20 protein-coding genes are annotated in these 20,292 nt (G+C 41.9%); 11 read left to right on the forward strand and 9 right to left on the reverse strand.

What is annotated here, in order from left to right; translation table 11 throughout:
- Positions 1–339, forward strand: a 339-nt coding sequence (locus tag BP74_RS20805) for an IS66 family transposase (RefSeq protein WP_496377344.1), incomplete at its 5' end; no start/stop codon positions are given.
- Between the two features lie 750 nt (positions 340–1,089).
- Here BP74_RS20805 and BP74_RS20810 read toward each other — a convergent pair.
- Positions 1,090–1,737: an HD domain-containing protein gene (locus tag BP74_RS20810; RefSeq protein WP_496377346.1), complete on the reverse strand. Its 648-nt coding sequence runs from the start codon at positions 1,735–1,737 to the stop codon at positions 1,090–1,092.
- A 271-nt stretch (positions 1,738–2,008) separates the two neighbouring features.
- Here BP74_RS20810 and BP74_RS20815 point away from each other — a divergent pair, with 271 nt between their 5' ends.
- The 7 genes from BP74_RS20815 to BP74_RS20845 all read left to right on the forward strand — a co-directional run bounded on the left by BP74_RS20815 (position 2,009) and on the right by BP74_RS20845 (position 9,775).
- Positions 2,009–2,584: a Crp/Fnr family transcriptional regulator gene (locus tag BP74_RS20815; protein ID WP_496377348.1), complete on the forward strand. Its 576-nt coding sequence runs from the start codon at positions 2,009–2,011 to the stop codon at positions 2,582–2,584.
- 67 nt (positions 2,585–2,651) lie between these two features.
- Positions 2,652–3,146 (forward strand): carboxymuconolactone decarboxylase family protein, encoded by a 495-nt coding sequence (locus BP74_RS20820; protein ID WP_496377350.1) that lies wholly within the window; start codon positions 2,652–2,654, stop codon positions 3,144–3,146.
- Positions 3,147–3,553: 407 nt separating this feature from the next.
- Positions 3,554–3,922, forward strand: coding sequence for an ASCH domain-containing protein (locus tag BP74_RS20825; RefSeq protein WP_496377352.1), 369 nt, complete (start codon positions 3,554–3,556; stop codon positions 3,920–3,922).
- A 522-nt stretch (positions 3,923–4,444) separates the two neighbouring features.
- A complete protein-coding gene (locus tag BP74_RS20830) occupies positions 4,445–6,373 on the forward strand; it encodes a right-handed parallel beta-helix repeat-containing protein (RefSeq protein ID WP_496377354.1) in 1,929 nt (642 codons plus the stop codon).
- Positions 6,374–6,383: 10 nt separating this feature from the next.
- Positions 6,384–7,784, forward strand: a complete 1,401-nt coding sequence (locus BP74_RS20835; RefSeq protein ID WP_496377356.1) for a sugar porter family MFS transporter — start codon at positions 6,384–6,386, stop codon at positions 7,782–7,784.
- Between the two features lie 309 nt (positions 7,785–8,093).
- Entirely contained in the window at positions 8,094–8,963 is an 870-nt protein-coding gene (locus tag BP74_RS20840; protein ID WP_496377358.1) for a phytanoyl-CoA dioxygenase family protein, read from the forward strand.
- On the forward strand, positions 8,963–9,775 hold the full coding sequence (locus tag BP74_RS20845; protein WP_496377360.1) for a sugar phosphate isomerase/epimerase family protein: 813 nt from the start codon (positions 8,963–8,965) through the stop codon (positions 9,773–9,775). Before BP74_RS20840 ends, BP74_RS20845 begins: the two co-directional genes overlap by 1 nt.
- 276 nt (positions 9,776–10,051) lie before the next feature.
- Here the strand turns inward: BP74_RS20845 and BP74_RS20850 are convergent, their stop codons facing one another.
- Positions 10,052–10,273, reverse strand: a complete 222-nt coding sequence (locus BP74_RS20850; RefSeq protein WP_496377362.1) for a DUF2188 domain-containing protein — start codon at positions 10,271–10,273, stop codon at positions 10,052–10,054.
- A gap of 174 nt (positions 10,274–10,447) precedes the next feature.
- Here BP74_RS20850 and BP74_RS20855 point away from each other — a divergent pair, with 174 nt between their 5' ends.
- Both BP74_RS20855 and BP74_RS20860 read left to right on the forward strand, forming a co-directional pair.
- The gene (locus BP74_RS20855) at positions 10,448–11,080 is read left to right on the forward strand and encodes a LexA family protein (RefSeq protein WP_496377364.1); all 633 of its coding nucleotides are present in this window, start codon (positions 10,448–10,450) and stop codon (positions 11,078–11,080) included.
- Positions 11,081–11,109: 29 nt separating this feature from the next.
- Positions 11,110–12,144, forward strand: a complete 1,035-nt coding sequence (locus BP74_RS20860; protein ID WP_496377366.1) for a hypothetical protein — start codon at positions 11,110–11,112, stop codon at positions 12,142–12,144.
- Between the two features lie 181 nt (positions 12,145–12,325).
- Here BP74_RS20860 and BP74_RS20865 read toward each other — a convergent pair whose 3' ends face one another.
- From BP74_RS20865 to BP74_RS20885, 5 genes are all read right to left on the reverse strand, one after another.
- Complete coding sequence (locus BP74_RS20865; protein WP_496377368.1) at positions 12,326–13,006, reverse strand: hypothetical protein; 681 nt, start codon at positions 13,004–13,006, stop codon at positions 12,326–12,328.
- On the reverse strand, positions 13,006–13,899 hold the full coding sequence (locus BP74_RS20870) for a hypothetical protein (RefSeq protein ID WP_496377370.1): 894 nt from the start codon (positions 13,897–13,899) through the stop codon (positions 13,006–13,008). The genes BP74_RS20865 and BP74_RS20870 overlap by 1 nt, the downstream gene beginning before the upstream one ends.
- Before the next feature lie 471 nt (positions 13,900–14,370).
- Positions 14,371–15,381: a HipA domain-containing protein gene (locus tag BP74_RS20875; RefSeq protein ID WP_496377372.1), complete on the reverse strand. Its 1,011-nt coding sequence runs from the start codon at positions 15,379–15,381 to the stop codon at positions 14,371–14,373.
- Positions 15,378–15,710 carry a HipA N-terminal domain-containing protein gene (locus BP74_RS20880; RefSeq protein WP_496377374.1) on the reverse strand — a complete coding sequence of 111 codons (333 nt, stop codon included), beginning with the start codon at positions 15,708–15,710 and terminating at the stop codon, positions 15,378–15,380. Before BP74_RS20880 ends, BP74_RS20875 begins: the two co-directional genes overlap by 4 nt.
- Position 15,711: 1 nt before the next feature.
- Positions 15,712–15,942: a helix-turn-helix domain-containing protein gene (locus BP74_RS20885; protein ID WP_496377376.1), complete on the reverse strand. Its 231-nt coding sequence runs from the start codon at positions 15,940–15,942 to the stop codon at positions 15,712–15,714.
- Between the two features lie 1,318 nt (positions 15,943–17,260).
- Here BP74_RS20885 and BP74_RS20890 point away from each other — a divergent pair.
- Positions 17,261–18,904, forward strand: a complete 1,644-nt coding sequence (locus BP74_RS20890; protein ID WP_496377378.1) for a cache domain-containing sensor histidine kinase — start codon at positions 17,261–17,263, stop codon at positions 18,902–18,904.
- 128 nt (positions 18,905–19,032) lie between these two features.
- Here the strand turns inward: BP74_RS20890 and gcvH are convergent, their stop codons facing one another.
- On the reverse strand, positions 19,033–19,446 hold the full coding sequence (gene gcvH / locus BP74_RS20895; protein ID WP_496377380.1) for a glycine cleavage system protein GcvH: 414 nt from the start codon (positions 19,444–19,446) through the stop codon (positions 19,033–19,035).
- Positions 19,447–19,992: 546 nt separating this feature from the next.
- Positions 19,993–20,292: transposase (locus tag BP74_RS20900; protein WP_496377382.1), on the reverse strand; the 300-nt coding region annotated here is incomplete at its 5' end.

The raw sequence follows: 20,292 nt of genomic DNA on the forward strand, positions 1-20,292 counted from the left end.
GAGAAGAAATCGCCGATCAAAACAGCACTTGGCTACTTCTGCGCAAGAGAAGAAGAACTTTCCAGGTTCCTGCACTATGGCATGTTGGAAATAGACACCAATCTTATTGAAAGGTCTATACGACCTATAGCGCTTGGAAGAAAAAATTACATGTTTGCCGGTTCACATGAAGCTGCACAGAACGCTGCAATGATCTACTCACTGCTTGCAACCTGCAAACTTCAGAATATAGATCCCTATAACTGGCTTAAAAGTGTGATCAGACTAATGCCAACACATCCTGCATCCAGAATCGAAGACCTGCTGCCGCAGTATTGGAACAGCCGCATAGCTCAGTAATCCATAATTAGAAGTCTTTTAAAACAAAATTATTTAACCAAACATGGTGGATGATAGGCTTTACCCCCTGTCGTCCGCCGTACGATTACGTTACCGTCATTGCAATGAGCTAGAAAAACCATTCGGTGAATAATACGTTTATGCTAGGACCTGTCCCGATTATTTCGGGAAGCAATCTCCCTCTACGAAGCTGTGATTTATACCTGAGACAACCAGTCCCGATTATTTAGGGTAGCAAAATTTTATCGAGACCAATAGGTTACCGTCATTGCAATGAGCTAGAAAAACCATTCGGTGAATAATACGTTTATGCTAGGACCTGTCCCGATTATTTCGGGAAGCAATCTCCCTCTACGAAGCCTCCATTTTATCCCGTCATTGCATGCCTCCTCATTTCCGTCATTGCACGGAGCCTATACCTTCCCGTCATTGCACTGAGCCTATACCTTCCCGTCATTGCGCGGAGCTTGAAAAACCATTCGGTGAATAATACGTATATGCAAGGACCTGTCCCGATTATTTCGGGAAGCAATCTCCCTCTACGAAGCCTCCATTTTATCCCGTCATCTGCTTCCCGGCTTTTTAACACTCTCCGTAATGCCTTCTCTTCCGCCCCAAACGAAAAACTAGGAGTAAATCAGTTCACGTCTAAAGAAATCTGTCTCACATGTCCCTCTTGTCCCACACCTTTCAGCATCTTCAAAAAACTGTCCCACATGTCCCCATTGTCCCACCCCTCTAACCATCCTCTCACTCTTTCCACGGAGAATCCAAAATGGCCATACAAAAATCCTTGCGTTCAAAATTGGGAATCATATAAGCACAAATATCAGCGTTGATGCTGCCGTAGGTGGTTCCTGTTTTATGTTTGAACCCTTCGAAAAAGGTAGGGATGATCTTCTTCTTGAAATCCGTTCGCGGAAACTGGCTGATGATTTCTTGGCGGTGCGCTTCGGATAAATCTGCATAACCGTTGCCCACAACGTCCAGTGAAACACCGTAATTCATCAGTGCCACTTCGGGTTCTTTGTAAGGAGCAATTCCTACTGTAGTATGAAGTGCCACTGCGTCCCATACCAGCTGGATGGCCTGTGTCGAAAGACCATGTCCTTTCAAAAACGCCCTGGCTGCATTGGCGCCGTCCACTTCAAAGCGCTTGTCCGGGCTACTGTAATGCGCAGTCAACCCAAGGTCGTGAAATACAGCGCTGACATACAGCAGCTCCGCATCATGTGGAATCTTTTGATCCTTCGCTCTCAAAGAAGAGAACAGGAATGCCCGCAAAGAATGATTGTAAAGAAACTCGGTACCATGCTCAAGCAAAAGTTCAGTAGCTTGTGTGGCAATGGTACTGTCTGGTATTTGAATACCGGCTACAGATTTTGGTCTGTTAATCATGGCCTTAGCTTTTAGTTTTATGAACTGGAGATGGCATTCTAAAGCTATTTCATTTGCCCCACCTGTTTTCTCTGGCTTTTTTGTTTCGATTTAGGACCTTTGGTTAGTGGTAGCAAAATAATGCGCTTGTGGATTGTATAGTCAATCCTTCCAAACCTTAATCTTTAAACGTAAGCCATGTTACACACAGCCAAACTTTCATTGAACATTCCCAAAAACACAATAGCAATGCAAACTGTTAGTTTTTACCACGCTCATTTAGTAGCAACACATGGCAGAGGTATTAAAAAACCATATTAATAAATTTGTTTCCATAACCGATGGAGAGTTCTCAGGCATAATGCTCTTCTTCAAAGAGCAGGAGGTTAAAAAGAAGGAGAACCTGCTTACAGCAGGAACTATTTGCCGCTACCACCATTTCGTTGTGAAAGGCTGCCTCAGAAAGTTCTTCGTCAATGAAAAAGGTGTTGAGCAGACAACTGAATTTGCCATCGAGAATTGGTGGATCACTGATCATTTTGCTTACGAACACAAGCGCCCGAGCGAATTTTATATACAGGCTGTCGAAAACTCCAGTTTGCTTTATATTGACTATGCATCGCAGGAAAAATTGGTGGCCGCGATTCCTGGAATGGAACGCTATTTCAGGTTGATATACCAGCGGGCCCTGGCGGCTTTCCAAATGAGGATGAAATACCTGTATGATTTTTCCAAAGAAGAAATGTTTCAGCATTTTGATGAGCATTACCCCGATTTTGTTCAGCGCATACCACAGCACCTGCTCGCTTCTTTTTTAGGATTCACTCCTGAGTACTTAAGCGAGATCAGGAAGAAAAAGCGTTCTTAAACTAGTTTAAGTTTTTTCTGCCATCCTTGCTTGAACTTTACACTTTCAAAACCTAAAATCTATTGAAATGGAAGACAGAGTAAATATCGAACAAACACAACCTCGGGCTTATAAGGCTATGTATGCACTTGAAGGCTACCTGGCCACTACTCAGTTGACAAATTCACAAAAAGACCTGATCAAGATCCGGGCTTCTCAAATCAATAAGTGTGCTTATTGTATCAATATGCATACTGAGGATGCCCTTAAACATGGTGAAACCACGCAGCGTATTTTCTTGCTGGATGCGTGGCGCGAAACCGGGTTATTTACCGACGAAGAAAAAGCGATCCTCTCTGTTACAGAAGAAGTAACACTGATCGCTAATCATGGCTTATCAGATGAAACCTACAAAAATGCCGAACGGTTTTTTGATAAAAGTTTCATAGCTCAAATAATTATGGCGGTTGTCGCCATCAATGCCTGGAATCGTATTGCCATCAGTACCAACATGGGCTTTGGCGTGGTGCCTTCCGGTTCCCTTTCTGAAAAGGTTGGCGTGACAGCTGTTCAAACGAGTTGAGTTGTTTTAAAAGGGTTGATGTAAAGTTTACTATAGCCCGGCGTTCAACGCCCTCCTGGGCCAGTCCCTAATGTCCGCACGCTTTAACTGATACGCCGGGCTTATCGCCAATCCTTCAAAATGATGAAAACTAACCAGGTAAAAATTCTTATGCACTGCATACGCTCAATTTTATACCCCCATAACTCTCACTCCATCCATCCCCACAGTCCCCATTGTCCCAAAAGTCCCAATAGTCCCTTTCAAAATTAGAAAAACCAAAACTCAGTACCTATTACTGCCCAAACGTCCCAACCTGGATAAGTTGGTCCAATTGGGCATTATTCCGGATATTATGAGTGTTCCCCGGGGTTTTTCTAAAATCAGCCATGATCAATTACTTTTGGTTTTAAAGGAGTCAAAAGGTAATGAGAGTCTTATTGTCGATTAAGCCGGAATTTGCTGAGAAAATATTCAATGGTGAAAAGATCTATGAATTCAGGCGGACAATTTTTAAGAATAAAGATGTTCGAAAAGTAGTAGTATACGCCTCATCGCCTGTTCAAAAAGTAATCGGGGAATTTGAAATAGACAGTATACTCACATTAGATGTAGTTGAGCTTTGGAAGCAAACTAAGACGCACTCAGGTATTTCAGAAAATTTTTTCTTCAGCTATTTTTTGAATAAACAAATGGGCCACGCCATTAAAGTCAAAAAGGCAAAAAAATATAAAACGCCCCTATGTATCAGGAAGGATTTTCAAGCTACACCACCCCAGTCGTTTATTTATATTTAATTTTTTAACCGCCTGTCGGGAAGCAATCTGCTGTTAAGGAGAAAATCCATAAAACTTATCGTCATTGCGCGGAGCTGGAAAAAGTATTCGGTGAAGCTTATGTTTATGCGACAACCTGTCCCGATTATTTCGGGAAGCAACTATTTCATCGAGACAAAAATAAAATATAAGCCTTCTCAATAATCTCCTTCTAGGAAGCAAGAACCATAAAGCTTACCGTCATTGCGCGGAGCTTGAAAAACCATTCGGTCAGTAATATGCTAATGCGACAAAGCAATCTCCCTCTACGAAGCTGCCATTTTATCCCGTCATTGCGGGAACCAGTTAAAGGATTCGGTGAAAGTAAACCTCCGACCAGGTATGTATTGCTTTAAATCCATTAGAGAATAGCTTCGCTCTTTGACATAATTGGATAAAGTATGAAGGTCCTTCGGTTTTGCCTTAGGATGACAACATTTTTGAAGCAAAATAGTACCTAACGGATTGCAGGTCGTCCTACAGAAGGACAAATAAGGCCGTGTTATGCAATCAAAAGATTTCTTAGGCATCGATTCCAGGATGTTTCGATCATTTATTTTCTTTGTTTCAGTATTATATGCTACAAACGTTGACGCCCAATATCATGTATCCGTAAAAGGAAATGATGATAGTAAGGGAATCGCATCACATCCATTTCGAACTATTAGCAAAGCGGCATCGGTTGCGCAGCCCGGGGAAACCATCATTGTCCATGCAGGTGTGTACCGGGAAATGGTGCAACCTCCACGCGGGGGTAGTTCAGACAAAAAGCGAATTGTATATACAGCTGCACCCGGTGAAAAAGTGGTGATCAAAGGATCGGAAATAGTAAAGGGCTGGGTAAAGATGAAAGAAGACCTCTGGAAAGTAAAATTGCCTTATTCCTTCTTTGGCAAATACAATCCATTCACTGACAAGGTCTGGGGCGACTGGTATGGAGGCTGGCTGCATACAGGAGAAGTGTATTTAAATGAAAAGCCACTGTCCGAAGATTCCCTTCAGAATGTTTTCCATAACATTCCTGTCATGGTCCGCCATGGTGAACCCAAAGAAATGATGCCCGCCCGCTATACCTGGAGCTGCAGGAGCGATAGCGGCAAAACTACCATCTATGCAAGGTTCGGTGATTACGATCCCAATAAAGAAACCGTAGAAGTAAACGTAAGGCCTGCTTGCTTTTATCCCAAAGAAAATAATATCAACTACATCACTGTCAAGGGCTTTCACATGAGCATGGCGGCAACTCAATGGGCGGCGCCAACTGCTGAACAACCGGGTTTGATCGGCACCAACTGGAGCAAGGGCTGGATCATTGAAGACAACGTCATCAGCAACTCCAGGTGCACAGGCATTACACTCGGCAAGGACAGGGGTACAGGCGACAATATGTGGAGCAAGGATGGAAGCATTGATGGTAGCGTGCACTATAATGATCTGGTACACCGCGTGATTGTGAATGGATGGAACAAGGCAACAATAGGTTCGCACATTGTAAGAAACAACACCATCTTCAACTGTGGCCAGGCCGGCATCTGCGGCAGCTTCGGCGGAGCTTTCAGCGAGATCTACGACAATAATATTTTCAACGTCTATACCTATCGACCTTTTGGCGGAGCTGAGATGGCGGGAATCAAATTACATGCAGCCATAGATGTGCAAATACACGACAACTACATTCACAATGCCAACCTTGGACTTTGGCTTGACTGGATGGCCCAGGGCACAAGAGTAAGCCGCAACCTCTTTCATGATAATGACAATACCGATCTTTTCCTGGAGGTGGACCACGGCCCCTTTGTCATTGACAACAATATTTTTCTTTCCACCAATGCTATCCAGGACTGGAGCGAAGGTGGAGCCTTTCTTCACAACATCATTGGAGGAACCGTTGCCACTTTCAAACAAAGAAGAAGAACACCATATTTTAAACCTCACACCACGGAGTGGATAGGGATCCAAAATATAAAGGGCGGGGATGACCGTTATTACAATAATGTTTTTACCGGCAAAAAGGAAACCGCCAAACCAGCATATGCATTTTTTCAACCCGAAAATGTTAAGCAGCATGAAGGACTCGATGTATACGACAGTGTGGAGTATAATGTAATGGCTGATGGAAATCTGTATACCAATGGAGCAACGCCAGGGGCATTCGAAACCAATAGCCATAGTATGCTTTCGCCTGAACCACAGTTAAGGTTTAACGATGATGGAACTGTTTTGCTGAATTGGAGCAGCCCCGCACAAAAGGGAACTTTAATAACATCTGACGTTCTTGGAAAAGTAAAAATCCCCAATCAGCGGTTTGAAAATCCCGATGGTTCGGCCCTGTCCATTGATCTTGACTATTTTGGAAAGAAAAGAAATACCACCACACCAAATGCAGGACCCTTTGAAACTTTCAACAACCTAACAATTTGGCCAAAGAAATAAAAAGGAAACCATGCCAACGTTCAATACCCCCACACCATCTGCACGTCTTGTTTCTCTTCACAGGAAAAAACAGGAAAAGCTGAATAAAACCTTTATTACACTTGTCAGTTTCGTAGCTGCATTGGGAGGATTGTTGTTTGGTTTTGATACGGCAATTATTTCAGGTACCATCCCTTACATAACAGCCTACTTCCACCTGGATGAGTACATGCTGGGCTGGTCAGTAAGTTCTATATTGATCGGATGTGCCATCGGTGCCATATTTGCAGGTGCCTTTGCCGATAAATACGGGAGAAAATTTACACTCCTTATTTGTGCCCTGTTGTTCGCCGTTTCAGGTATTGGTGCAGGGCTATCCCATCAACTTTCCATCTTCGTTTTTTTCCGTTTGATTGGTGGCCTTGGTGTTGGCGCAGCAGCCATGGTATCGCCCATGTATATTGCCGAAATGGCTCCCGCCAAATGGAGAGGAAGGCTGGTAGCTTTTTACCAGATGGCCATTGTGTTCGGGATATTGCTGGCCTATTTCTCCAATTATATATTTGATGGCGCGGGTGTAAACAACTGGAGATTGATGTTCGCCTCCCAGGCCGGTCCTTCCTTATTGTTTTTTCTTTGCCTCCTTCTCGTGCCTGAAACGCCAAGATGGCTCATTCAAAAAGCCAGGAGGCAGGAAGCAAAAGAAATACTGCAAAACATATCCGGTAGTGAATCAATAGAAAAAGAGATCAAAGAAATAGAAAACAGCTTTCATCACCAGGACAGGTCTTCCTTAAAGCAATTATTCGTCAGCAGGTACCGGCCCGTATTATTCCTTGGTATATTCGTAGCTGTTTTTCAGCAGGTCACAGGTATCAACTCCATTCTCTATTATGCCCCCGTGATCTTTAAACAAACAGGAATGGACTCTTCATCATCGCTGCTCCAGACAATCGGCATTGGAGTTGTCAATGTCATCTCAACGCTCATCGCCATTGGACTCGTTGACAAAATCGGAAGGAAGAAGTTCTTATTGATCGGAAGCCTGGTAATGGGTATTTCTCTAACTGCCGTAGCACTATGTTTTCAATACAATTATTTCGGGCATTATGTAGTCCTCATTTTCATGCTGCTGTATGTAGCGGCCTTCGGCTGCACGTTAGGCGCCGTCACCTGGGTCTATCTCTCAGAGATCTTTCCCAATCTAATTCGAGGTCTGGCCTTATCCATCGCCACCCTAAGTTTGTGGTTAGCTGATTTTGTGGTCACCTATACGTTTCCGGTCATGACAAAACAATTGGGCACAGCCTCAACCATGTTTTGCTACGCCGGCTTTTGTGCATTGGCTTTTGTCTACATGCTCTTTAAAGTAAAAGAAACCAAAGGCAAAACCCTCGAACAAATCGAAACCCTATTTGTACCACCCTCTTAACCCCTATGTGCCTATGTCCACCCTATGTGTCTATGTGGTGAAAAGTAAATGGTGAGCTTGCGAACCATCCACCACAACCTAAGAAATGTCAACTATCAAAATGAATCTTCAACCTAAAAAACTTCAAACTTCAAACTTCAAACTTCAAACTAGAAACTGCTTATGTGTCTATGTTCACACTATGTGCCTATGTGGTAAAAAATATTATAGTGAACCTGCGAACCATCCTCCTCATCCTAAGAAAAGCCTGCTATCAAAACGCATCTCCAACCTAAAAAACCACAAACCATAAACCCTTTCTATTTTTCTATGAATAAAGCAAACTCCATCATCAACGGAACCATCACCAATGAAAACATTGACTTCTATAAACAATATGGCTACCTCGTCGCACCCGCACTACTAGCCAAAGAAGACATTGCCGAATTCAAAAAAGAAACAGCAGCCATCTTCCGCGGTGAAAGAGGCCAGGTAGAAGGCATGCTTCCGGTAGATAAAAACGAAAGCGATAGCGAAGTATTAAAGAAATACGTAGCCATCCATTTCCCGCACAAAATATCAAAGCTGGTCTATGCCTTTTTATTCCATCAGAAAATTGTAGATATCCTCGTCAACATTGTAAGCCCCAACCTGAAAAGCATGCAGTCCATGTTATTCGTAAAAGGCCCCGGCAAGGCAGGACAGTCCTGGCACCAGGACGAGTATTACATACCCACAAGAGATAAATCCTTAGTAGGCGCCTGGATAGCCATTGACGATGCCACGGTAGAAAATGGCTGTTTATGGATCATTCCCGGCAGACCAGGTTGGATGATGAAAAGAGTAAAGAATGAAAGCCAGGAATACGCAGATGTGGACACAATTGATGTAACGGATTATAAAGACCAGGCTATTCCCGTAGAGGTAAAAAGCGGCTCAGTAGTTTTCTTCAATGGCTACACGCTCCATAGTTCACTTAGGAATAAAACAAAAGATTGTTTTCGCACCGCATTGGTCAACCACTACATGAGTGCCGAGAGCATGCTTCCCTGGGACCAGGATGGAAAATTACCAGCCACCGAAGACCTGAGAGACATAGTAATGATAGCAGGAAAAGACCCCTATGCATGGAAAGGCACAGTAGATCTAAACAAGCCGTATCTAAGACCTGAAGTTTTAAAAATAAAAACGGAATTATAGTGATCGAATATTATTGCCCCAGGTGGGGGAGTGAGCACCTGGGCTGGGACAGCTTCTGCAACAAGGTAAAAGATGCAGGCTACGATGGTATTGAATACGCCATTGCCAGGACAGTAACAGGGAAGGAGCTGGATGAAGTATGGAACCTTATAGCAAAGCATGGTTTGAAAATAATAGCACAGCACTATGATACTTACGAAGCAGATTTTGGAAATCATCTCGCTGCTTACAGGGCCTGGCTGAATAAGATCAATCCTTATCTTGTAGAAAAGATCAATTCACAGACAGGCAAGGATTTTTTCAATTATATCCTGAATGAAGAAATTATCAGTGAAGCCACAAAGACCAGGAAGAACAAAATAAAAGTTGTTCATGAAACCCACCGGAATAAATTTTCTTTCGCTGCCCATGTTACCCGCCAGTACCTGGTAAGGAATCCCGGGTTACGTATCACACTTGATGCATCCCATTGGGTTTGTGTAGCCGAATCCCTTTTAGAAGACCAGCAGGAAGCCATGGCTCTGGCCATTGACAGAACAGATCATATCCACGCAAGGGTAGGTTACCCCGAAGGTCCGCAGGTCAGTGATCCCAGGATGAAAGAACATGAACTGGTCCTGGAAAAGCATCTTGGATGGTGGGATAGGGTAGTAGAGAAAAAGAAAAAACAAAATGAAATACTCACCATAACTCCCGAGTTCGGTCCGCATCCCTATATGGTCAACACTCCAACCACCGGCACTCCCATCAGCGATCAATGGGAAATCAATGTCTGGATGATGGATATGTTGAAAGAAATATATAAGAGTTAGGCGTTACCCTCATAGCGAGGCCTATCTCTTCCCTTCATTGCGCGGAGCTTGAAAAACCATTCGGCGAGAAATAGGTATAAGCGACAAAGCAATCTCCGTCTACGAAGCTATTATCGTTACGTCAGTGCGATTAGCTAATGAAACCATTCGGTGAGTAAAATGGCGGAGCTTTAAAACCATTGACTAGTATTCGTCAACCTCTTTATGAAAACAGTAAAGGCCATCTTCGACAGCCTTTACTAACCTTTAAAATCAAAAAACCGCAACAGTTAGGCGTTAACCCTTAGGTGGGTTCGGGTCATCACCGTACGTATTCCGTTCCCGGATCTGTCCCTGCTGGTTGTGGATAAACAACTCAGACTTTTGATTTTGAGCAATACCCTTAGCCAGGGCAATGGCCTGCGATTGCGTCTGTGTGATATGGGTATTCTTGCTGTTACCCTCTCCCTTAACTGCCCATTGATTACCGTGGGGCACCACGTGTTGATTCTTACTCATGATTTAGAATTTAATGAGTGAGAAATGATCCCCATACTTACGGATCGGGGAGAATAGCCGGAACTCAAACCTTGAATTCAATCTCAAAATACAAAAGCCCGTCATGTTTGTCAAGTCTGTCAAGTTTTAAATTATACACATTTTTTACTTAGTTTTATACAATTCAATCCATTTATGCACTCCATACAGGAAAAACTGCTCAATCTCATTTCCCGGGAAAATATTGGCAATCTTACATTAAGACAAATTGGTGGTCTTATCGGCGAAAACCTTCCCCAAAAAATAAAGCATCATTTAACGCAGCTGGAACAAAAAGGGTTTATTACTATCGATTCAAAAAATCAAAAAATAACCAGGACCACAACCAGGAGCGATTCAAAAAATTTTCTGATTTCCATTCCCATCCTGGGTTCTGCAAACTGTGGCCCGGCAACCATTTATGCCCATGGTAATATTGAAGGGTACCTGAAGGTTTCTAAAAAACTAATCCCCAAGCAGAAAGATGTCTTTGCCATCAAAGCCCAGGGCAATTCACTGAACAAAGCAAACATCAAGGGAAAATCAGTCGAGTCGGGCGATTTTGTAATAATTGATTGCAGCCAGGTCTCGCCCAAAGACGGCGACTATGTCCTGTGCATTATTGATGGTATGGCCAATATTAAAAAATTCAGGATTGACCGCACCAATGAACGGCTCGTTCTTCTTTCTGAATCCTCACAGACCTTTCATCCCATTTTTATCCATAATGATGATGAATTCAGGATAAATGGAAAAGTCATCGAGGTAATAAAAAAATTCGAAGAATAGAAACGTATTGTTTAGTTAATTCTGTTGGAATGGAATCTACAAAAATGGCTACGGTTGGACAGATCATTCATGCAATGAAAACAGAATTGTTTCCTGGTGAACCAAAAAATGAATTTGAACGGAAATGCAGGGAAAGAGAGCGGTTAATCAAGCAATACCTCGATACCTGCGGCATCATTTGCGACCAGCACATAAAAAAACCCGGGTTGAATTTTGATACACTCAGTTACTGGAAGAAAGAACGAAGCAAAACTTGTATTAAAAATATCTGCGATTACATCACCGAACTCGTTGTGGAGCTCGACAAAGAAAAAATAGAGAACCATTGCAAAACTGTAGGCCTGTTCAGGCCCATTTTTGATCCCGACCTCATACTGCTTTCCGTTAATTCTTATTATGGGTCAGTAGTGGCAGATGTTTATTGGATTTCAGATTTAACGGTTCACGAAGCAATACAGATTGCAGGAGGTAAGCTCACCCTCGAAGAACTTGGTAATAGGGCACCTGGTAGAATTTCCGAAATCAAAGCGACCTTGCAAAAAAATGAGGAAGCCTTTTCTGCCTACGCGGGACATATCGAAACAATTAATGAGGCCTTCAGTTGTTATGAAAAAAAATATTTCAAGGCTTTTAATTTGCTATTGCTTACAAGCATCGAAGGAATGGTCAGAAGCCTCGGTCTCTACCTGGTCGAAAAGCAAAAATTATCAATTGATCCTTTTGATAAAAAATACAATTCACTGGACAATTTTCTCCGAAACATTCCCTGGAAAGAAGATTTGGAATTATCTGCCACCCGTGTCACGCTGTTAACCGGTAACTATACAAGAGTGAACTATAATAATCTGGAAGTAAAACGAATAGACCCTATTCAAAAAGTGCAAATCTCCCTAAAAACACGCCTTGATTTTCTCAGGCGGCGTTTCAAGGAAAACCGTGACTTAATACTTCATGGCCAGGAAACACAATACAATAAACCATATCACGGCTATATTAATGCATCCGCTTTAAAAGAGGTTATTGACACTATTCTTGAATGCCAATCCGTTTATAATGACAAATAGAGTCAATAAATTGATCAGCCATGCAAAATAATGTCTCTGTTAATTAGCTAAAGCAGGAGCTTAAGAAATACGAAGAAGCCTTTGAATTTTGCCTAAAGATTTTGGTTAACCTCAAACCAAATAATACTGCTGATACGATTTTGGAAAAATGTATGCTATTTAGAAATGCATACCACTCACATCATCCAATCTTCTTCCTTCTCAGTTTCACGATTCTGGGAATATATCGATTCTTATCCTCCTGGTCGGTAAAACCAAGGCGTTGGTAAATATCGCCCCCAATACCAGGTATAATGATACCATCCTTGCGCACATCATCTTCAGCAAAATAGAGGTATTCAAATTTACGGCTGATTGCAGCATCAAATTCACTTTCAAGTTTTTGCAGGGAGCCTTTCATTAACACTGGTGCCACTACTAATATTTGCTCCGGAACATATTCTTCAATTAGCCTGGTAAGATTAGTACGTACTACGCAGGAACTGGAGATGATCGATTTGATAATGATTATCGTACTAGTCTTTATGCTTTCTTTATCATGGTATTGTTTCACAATAGGTGCCACGGAAATGCCAGCTGGTTTGAAGCGCTTATTCCAGAAAACATTTAAGAATACTTTGCTTTTGTGATGTTCCAGGTAGTCGATAATTCCTCTTGCTAAATGATCCGCATCCTCAACTGTGCAGGCTAATGTTACTGCACTTTTTTCTTTAACACGTTTTCTGATGAGGGGTCCAAAAGCCAATCCAAGTTGATACATGATTTCACCATAGGTGTCAGCAGATACAGAGGTATCAACTAATATTTCCAGTAATCTTTTTACTTTTTCGTTTGCTATATCTTCCTGGTATTGTCTGCTCATTATACTAAATAGCTTTCCAGTTCTTCAAAATTGTTCGCATCGGCATGTATCACTTCACTTTCCCAATTAAAATATTCCGGGTTCCCGATCCTGTACGAAATTACTCCATAATCTGTATCATCATAATTCCATCGGATGTAGCCATTTTCAATGGCATAACTGAAATTTTCAATTCTGTCTAAAATTGTTTGTAATCCTTTTGAAATACGATTGTCAAACCCTTTTATATAATGCGGGTTGTGTCCGTAGCAGGCATCAAGAATGCTTTCCAAACTAACCTGCTTTTGATCACTTCCGCTCCAGGCTCCTAAAACAATGGTTCCTAAAGCATCTAACTTATCAGTACTTGGATTGGTTAGAGCACACATATTTGTTAGAGCATTTTTTACTTCAACGTTTACCTTCAGCAGCTTACTGATGGAATCTGCATTCGGAAAATAATGAACTGATACAATTGCTTTAAGATCATCAGTCATTGCTTCTTCCAATTCATTCTTTAGCTGATCATTCGAAACTACCAGTTCAAGTTGAGGTGTCTCACCCCTGTCCGTACAAAGAGCATGCTGCATTCGGAAATCCTCATCAATCGGGTGTGGATTACTCGTCCAGCTCAGGCTTTGAACATCTTTGATCTGGTAATGTTCTACCGTCTGGTCAACTTCATTTTTTACAACCAGGTCATCTATAAAATTTAGCGTCTGGGCCGAAAAATGAATTTGAGCAGCCTCGCCTCCATTATTAAAATGATCGGCTATGGTAAACACAGCAAACTGATTTTCAAAACTATTACCCTTTGCATTATTGGTACCACCCCTGTTTTTGTTTTCAAGGTATGTAAAGAGTGCCTTGCCTTTACCTTCATACAATCTCTCCAATTGATCCTTCGTGACCATTGCTAAATTATTTGATTTAAAAGAAAAAACAGCTTTATCTATGCACTGTTTGTGGATAACTTTCTAATAAGCTTGTAATCAGTAAACAGGCAATCACCAGCTGGAATCGGCAAAAATAATAGCCATCTGCCATTTATAATACCGTAAAATTACTGACCTGTGCCAATGCCTTATTACCCGATCACTTATTCACCGGATCACATTATCTCAATCAAGCCTTGTGGTCGGGATTTGAGGTAAGACACAGACCCTGAAATATATCAATATTCAAGAATCAATATTCTCATAGTGAGCTTGCGATCCCTGCCCACATAGTAAAAGTGTTTAAACATATCAACATAGAAAACAAATTGCTATTTGCTCTTCGTGCTCCTTTGCGCCTTAGCGTTTTCGTGGCAATCTCTCTGTGCTCCTTTGTGTCGCCCGTGTCCCCGTGGTTTAATTCTTTGGTGAGCCTGCGAAACCCCTCACTTACCTATACAGCAATTTCCTCCTTCTATCCCCGATAATTTCAATATACTTCCGCTTAGCCTCTTCACTCAAAAAACTCCGCTCAATCATTTCAATTCCCTTTAATGTCCCCTGAATTACTTCATCAATGATCGTTGCGGCCAGGGTTGGCGGCAAACCGGCCTTTTGGGCAAATGCCAGTAACGATTGCTTCGTATACGTTCCAAAATTTAGATAGGAAGATTCCTTTGTATCTACCTCATACAAGCCATCTCTCAGTGCCAGGCTCGAATCATCAATATGCAAAGCCGTACACATTAAGTCATAGGCAGGTGCCAGTATATAATCCCCTTGCTCACTTTCTATCAGGGCAAAATTTTTCAAATGAGCATCCCCGTTGGCAATAAGATAGTTAAACACCACCAGCCTGAAATATTGCATCAGGGCAATAGTGGTTGCAGGCACATACTGCTGAATCATCAGTGCAATGTCCAGGTAAGAAGCATTATACTTATAATCATCCCCTTCTTTTTCAGGCGACTTTCCCAGCAGTGTGGCAAAATCTTCTAGTTGGTATTTACTCCCGTCTGCTTTATAATCAAATCTCCGGGTAATATAGGCTGGTGATCCATCATCAAAAAAGATCATTCCGCAGGCTGCTGTTTTAATACCAAATACCTGCCTTGCCATCTGCATGCTCACATGCTCATTGGCCGGCATATCTTCTACCAGTTCCAGCCTTTCCGTGGGCACAGGTTTCAATATGTGGCTGCCCTTCCTTGCCGTCAGGACCAGGCTGTTTTTTTGCAGTAGCAGGCTGTATTTTTCCTGTACACCACTGATGCTGATTGATTTTCTTTTTTCATTGTATTCCCTTGTCAGTTCCGGGTTTTTTCCGGGCGGACCAAAAGGTAAAATATGCGATACCTTTTTGCTACGTGATCCAAAAAGGGCCAGTTGTGCAGCCGGGCTATAGGTAGAAAAGCCTGGCTGCAGGGTAGAGGGGCAATATTGTATATCCGGAAGGCTCATGTCATTTGTTCAATGGTAATCGGGCCAATGCTATCGTCTTTGGCAGTAGCCAGTAGTAGACCGAAATAATCATTCTCATCAATCTTCAGCATGCGGCATTGCATACGCTTATTAGCACCTTCGCTCAACATATTGATAAAAGCCGGGAACAGGGTATCACTTTCGTAAGGCGCTTTACGCAGGGGTAGGGTAATGCTTACCGGGCGACCACCTGGGCTTTGCAGGTAATCGGTATCATAGCTGAATAAGTACCGGCTGCCGCTCTTGCTTAACACACCCGCCAGCTTACCATTGTACAAAACTTTTGCAGATACGTTTATGCCGGCCATATCATACCTCTTCTTTTTGAGTAGGATCCTTAATAATCAATTGCAAACGCAGTCCTAAAGGGTCAGCAATCTGTATCAGGGTATCTATAGATGGATTAGCCTTACCGCCTTCTACCAATTGTATAGTACGTATACTAACACCGCTGATATTGGCTAAATCGGATTGTACTAACCCAAGCATTTCACGACGCTCCTTTATGATTTCTCCTATTTTTATCTTTGTATTACGCATTATATTGCGCTTTTCAGGTAAAAATACCCATAATCCACCACATTAACAACAAAAAGCGCAACATGCTGCGCTTTTAGCCAATAATCCCTCAGGAATCCTTAATTAGCTCTTTAAAGCGCAATATATTGCGCTTATGCTGCAATTTCTAGGTGCAATATTTCATTAGACGGAAAGGGCACTATTTGCAAATCTGATCAACAAAGGGTTTGAAATCCCATCCAAAATGGAATAAACAGTATCAAATTTTTTCAGTTATTCATTGTGTATTTACCTTTAACCTTGGTGGGAGACGGCTTTGACTCCAAGTACCGGTGAAGAGGTTTATGCCGGGGCATCAGGAGCAGTCTTTATGACTTAAATCCTTTTACAGGAGTGCCATCCTCATTTAAGCGCTCCCACTTGTTATCTCATTTATACTACTCATAGAAGAATTCCGGGGCACAGATGCACGATCTAATTTGTAGTTATTAGTACTTAGATGCCAGCCTTCACTCAACACCGATAATTTTCCCCATAAAAAAATAAATCATTGCGATGAGCGGCCTACTATAACCGTCATCTGTTGATACGAAGAAAACAATACCATTTACAAAATTGTTCTTCAATAAAACATGATTGTAATAAATAAAGTTTCTTCAACCTTCCTTCAGGCATCCTCAATGCAAAAACTGTCCGAATTAAAAGCGTGCCTGCAGCGCCTCATTGCGGAAATTCGATTCCTTTACCTTTCATCGCCATCGTACCCTCCGCAATTCAGCGCCTTCAGCCTCCCCGCATATTACGTGATCGATCTAAAACCATTTAGTGTACTGAAGTGACTTACAATTTCAAGGAAAGAGAGTGGTCATAATGCATCTAATAACCAGTAGTAAAGGTCGTTGTGCGATGGCCTCCCGCTGCGCATGCGGAGTCCCGCTATTTGCGGGACGGCAGCGGTGCCTTTTCTTTGGTTACTTTCTTTGGGCAAGCAAAGAAAGTGACATATAAAACTTGCCGAAGGCAAAATTCCAAAGAACTACAAACCACAACATAGAAGCCCCCTCTTATTCTACGAATTCCATTCACTTAATAGTACTTTTCTTTTTCCCATTCGTCTAAAATTAGTTTAGACAGGATCCTTGCCCACATGAGGGCCATATAAAAAGGAAAAACTATGATCAATAGCTAATAACCCTCAAAGTTTAATTAGCTGATGGAGGCATTTTGAATTGTTCCCAGCTAACCCACAAAAAAACACCTGCACACATTTCACATTAACTCATTTGCAATCAAATGAGTTTTGTAGTTTCTTTATACCAAATCCAATTGCTATGATTTTATGAAAATCAAACCATCCAAAAGCAGCCGTGTCGTTCTGCCAGTATGCGCCCTGGGCTTTTTCATCCTCACATTAATATGGCTGAGTTATTTCCGCCAGCGATCCTTTGATAAAAAAGATTCCATTCAATTTGCTATTGAAAAAAATTCCAATCTTGCGGTGGCGCTGGAACAATACGCCATCAGCACGCTCCATAATGCCGACGCGCTGTTGCAGATGATCAAAATGGAATATGCAAAAAGCGATACATTGAATGTACGAACCATGATAGAAAAAAGTTCATCAAACCATGGTTTCGTCGCGGGCATCGACATTATTGATCGCAATGGTATGGTGAAAATGTCAAACGCTGTTTACCCTGCCGATACGGTTAATGATTTTTCAGGCAGCAACTATTTTCTTTTTCATGCACACAACAGTATCGATTCTTTAATAATCAGCAAGCCATTGATATCAAAGTCAACAGGGCGACAGGTACTTGTAATCAGTCGAAGGCTTAACGATTCAAAAGGTCGTTTTGCAGGAGTAGCTGCTCTTCAGATTGATCCTTCTACCTTTACCTCTTTCTATTCCCAGGCGCGATTGCTGCCCAATGACATTATCTCGCTCATTGCACCCGACGGTATCACCTATGCCAGGCGAACAGGGATGGTAGAGAGTTCCGGGGAAGATATCCGCAAAAGTCCTTTATTTATTCACGTTGCTCATAATGCTGATAGTTTCTATTTTGCCAAAGATGCCATCAGGCAAATTCCAACCTGGTTCAGCTACCGCAAACTAAAAGAGTACCCCATAATCGCCACTGTAGGTAGTTCGGAACAGGACATCCTGGGACGGTTTGCACTAAGACAGCCAAGATATATTGTGCCCCGTATCATTATTTCTGTACTTGTTATTCTGTTTTCTTACCTGATAACTCTTTTCTTACTACATCGGCGCAAATTGGCAGACCATCTTTCGAAAGAAGAAGAGCGGTATCAACGTTTATTAACAGAACAAATGATCGCAGTACAAGAGCGGGAGAGGGAATGGATCAGTCGCGAACTGCACGATAATGTAAACCAGGTATTGACAACGGTAAAGCTTTACCTTGAAATGTCTGCAAAGAAAGTAGATGACCCCCTGATTCTCAAAAGCATGCAGTTGATCAATGATTCCATTGGCGAAATAAGAAATCTCTCGCACCAGTTGTCAGCGCCAACGCTTGGCACACGTTCACTCATCGACTCTATAAATGGATTAATTGAAATGGTGGGATTTTCAACCAACCTGAAATTTACATTTAATCATGCCAGGTACCATGGGCCACTACATATGAGCCAGAAGCTGGCACTATACCGCATTATACAGGAACAGTTGAATAATATTATCAAACACGCGGAAGCCACAAAAGTTTGGATTACCCTTTCCCAAAAAGAAGGCAATATCATTCTAAAGGTTAAAGACAATGGTAAAGGCTTTGATAGCCGGATAAAAACAAATGGAATGGGCATCAACAATATTATAAGCCGTGCAAAGATCTTCGGTGGCGTTGTGCGAATTGATGCTGCTCCTCAACAGGGTTGCTGTTTACATGTGGTTGTCCCCGTTGTGGCGGAAAAGGAGGAAGTAGTTCTTACCAAAGAAATGGCGAATTACGAATAATCTTTATTCAGTTCAAAAGTAACGTCGTGAACATTTTGCTCACGGGCATTCAATTTTTTTGCGCCCTGATCAAAAGCCCCTGTCATCACTTGCTAATTGCTCTGTAATCTCTCTTATAGTTCTCCTGATCAGCAAACCATTTCCCGGTAAGTTTCCGCATTCATCAATTCATTGATCTCGTTTCCGTTTTCAATTTTTAATTTGATGATCCATCCGTCACCATAAGGGTCAGTATTAACCAATTCCGGGTTGTCCTGCAATAAAGGATTGATCTCTTCTATAATGCCACCCATTGGAAGGAAAAGATCGGAAACCGTTTTCACAGCCTCAATGGTACCAAAAATTGCGTCTTTTACTAATGCAGATCCTGTTGCATTGACTTCAACAAAAACAATATCACCCAATTCACCCTGGGCAAAATCCGTGATCCCAATAGTGGCCATTTCGTTTTCAATGCGTACCCACTCATGTTCTTTGGTATAATATAAATCGTCAGGGAAGTTCATTTGATTTTTGGCGCAAAGATGAATAGTTGCAACCAAACAAAAAACCGGTTTGACAATAGTACTTTTTTTATCCTCCCTCGTCCTGTCGTCTCAATAAGACGAACACCAATGCCCTTCTTTTCTTGTGGTCTACTCTATGTGTCTATGTCCACACTATGTGCCTATGTGCTGAATTTCTTTTTCATTTTAAGAAATGCCTGCCATCAAAATGCCTCTCCAACCTAAACAACTACAAACCACAAACGACAAATTACAAACTTTCTCTGTGCGTATGTCCACACTATGTGACTATGTGGTAAAAACAATAATAGTGAGCCTGCGAACCCTATCCCTCATCCTAAAAAATGCCTGCCATCCAAATGCCTCTCCAACCTAACCAACTACAACCTAAAAACTACAAACTACAAACTGCCTATGTGTCTATGTGTTCCCTATGTGTCCTATGTGGTGAAAATTATATTGAGCGAAGCGAACCGTTTTTTCCTCTTAAATAATGCCTGCCATCCAAATGCCTCTCCAACCTAACCAACTACAAACCAGAAACTACAAACTTCCCGTGTCCCTCCCTGTCCCCCCTGTATTCTAAGGTTTACAAACTGCCAAAAAAGTTTCTAAGTAGCTCTCAACAAATGGTGTTTGACGTTTAATCACAGCGAACATTCTATATAAGATCTTATTTCGAACGATGTTAATGGTACTCATTTTTGATTTCCCCTTTTCTAATCGTTTTAAATAATAATCTCTTAGTTCTTTATCATGTTGAATAGCGGTTTTTGCAGAAAGATCAAGCAAAGTTTTCATGTGCTTGTCAGCATGCTGATCGACTTTAGTTTTCAGTTTAAGACTTGTCCCTGACTCGTAAGGAAAGGGAGCTGTGCCACA

This window comes from Flavisolibacter ginsengiterrae DSM 18136, from assembly GCF_059568575.1.

Excerpts from the sequence above, each read along its gene's own strand:
- BP74_RS20810 (WP_496377346.1), bottom strand. The coding sequence starts at position 1,737 with ATGATTAACAGACCAAAATCTGTAGCCGGTATTCAAATACCAGACAGT.
- BP74_RS20815 (WP_496377348.1), top strand. The coding sequence starts at position 2,009 with ATGGCAGAGGTATTAAAAAACCATATTAATAAATTTGTTTCCATAACC.
- BP74_RS20820 (WP_496377350.1), top strand. The coding sequence starts at position 2,652 with ATGGAAGACAGAGTAAATATCGAACAAACACAACCTCGGGCTTATAAG.
- BP74_RS20825 (WP_496377352.1), top strand. The coding sequence starts at position 3,554 with ATGAGAGTCTTATTGTCGATTAAGCCGGAATTTGCTGAGAAAATATTC.
- BP74_RS20830 (WP_496377354.1), top strand. The coding sequence starts at position 4,445 with ATGCAATCAAAAGATTTCTTAGGCATCGATTCCAGGATGTTTCGATCA.
- BP74_RS20835 (WP_496377356.1), top strand. The coding sequence starts at position 6,384 with ATGCCAACGTTCAATACCCCCACACCATCTGCACGTCTTGTTTCTCTT.
- BP74_RS20840 (WP_496377358.1), top strand. The coding sequence starts at position 8,094 with ATGAATAAAGCAAACTCCATCATCAACGGAACCATCACCAATGAAAAC.
- BP74_RS20850 (WP_496377362.1), bottom strand. The coding sequence starts at position 10,273 with ATGAGTAAGAATCAACACGTGGTGCCCCACGGTAATCAATGGGCAGTT.
- BP74_RS20855 (WP_496377364.1), top strand. The coding sequence starts at position 10,448 with ATGCACTCCATACAGGAAAAACTGCTCAATCTCATTTCCCGGGAAAAT.
- BP74_RS20860 (WP_496377366.1), top strand. The coding sequence starts at position 11,110 with ATGGAATCTACAAAAATGGCTACGGTTGGACAGATCATTCATGCAATG.
- BP74_RS20865 (WP_496377368.1), bottom strand. The coding sequence starts at position 13,006 with ATGAGCAGACAATACCAGGAAGATATAGCAAACGAAAAAGTAAAAAGA.
- BP74_RS20870 (WP_496377370.1), bottom strand. The coding sequence starts at position 13,899 with ATGGTCACGAAGGATCAATTGGAGAGATTGTATGAAGGTAAAGGCAAG.
- BP74_RS20875 (WP_496377372.1), bottom strand. The coding sequence starts at position 15,381 with ATGAGCCTTCCGGATATACAATATTGCCCCTCTACCCTGCAGCCAGGC.
- BP74_RS20880 (WP_496377374.1), bottom strand. The coding sequence starts at position 15,710 with ATGGCCGGCATAAACGTATCTGCAAAAGTTTTGTACAATGGTAAGCTG.
- BP74_RS20885 (WP_496377376.1), bottom strand. The coding sequence starts at position 15,942 with ATGCGTAATACAAAGATAAAAATAGGAGAAATCATAAAGGAGCGTCGT.
- BP74_RS20890 (WP_496377378.1), top strand. The coding sequence starts at position 17,261 with ATGAAAATCAAACCATCCAAAAGCAGCCGTGTCGTTCTGCCAGTATGC.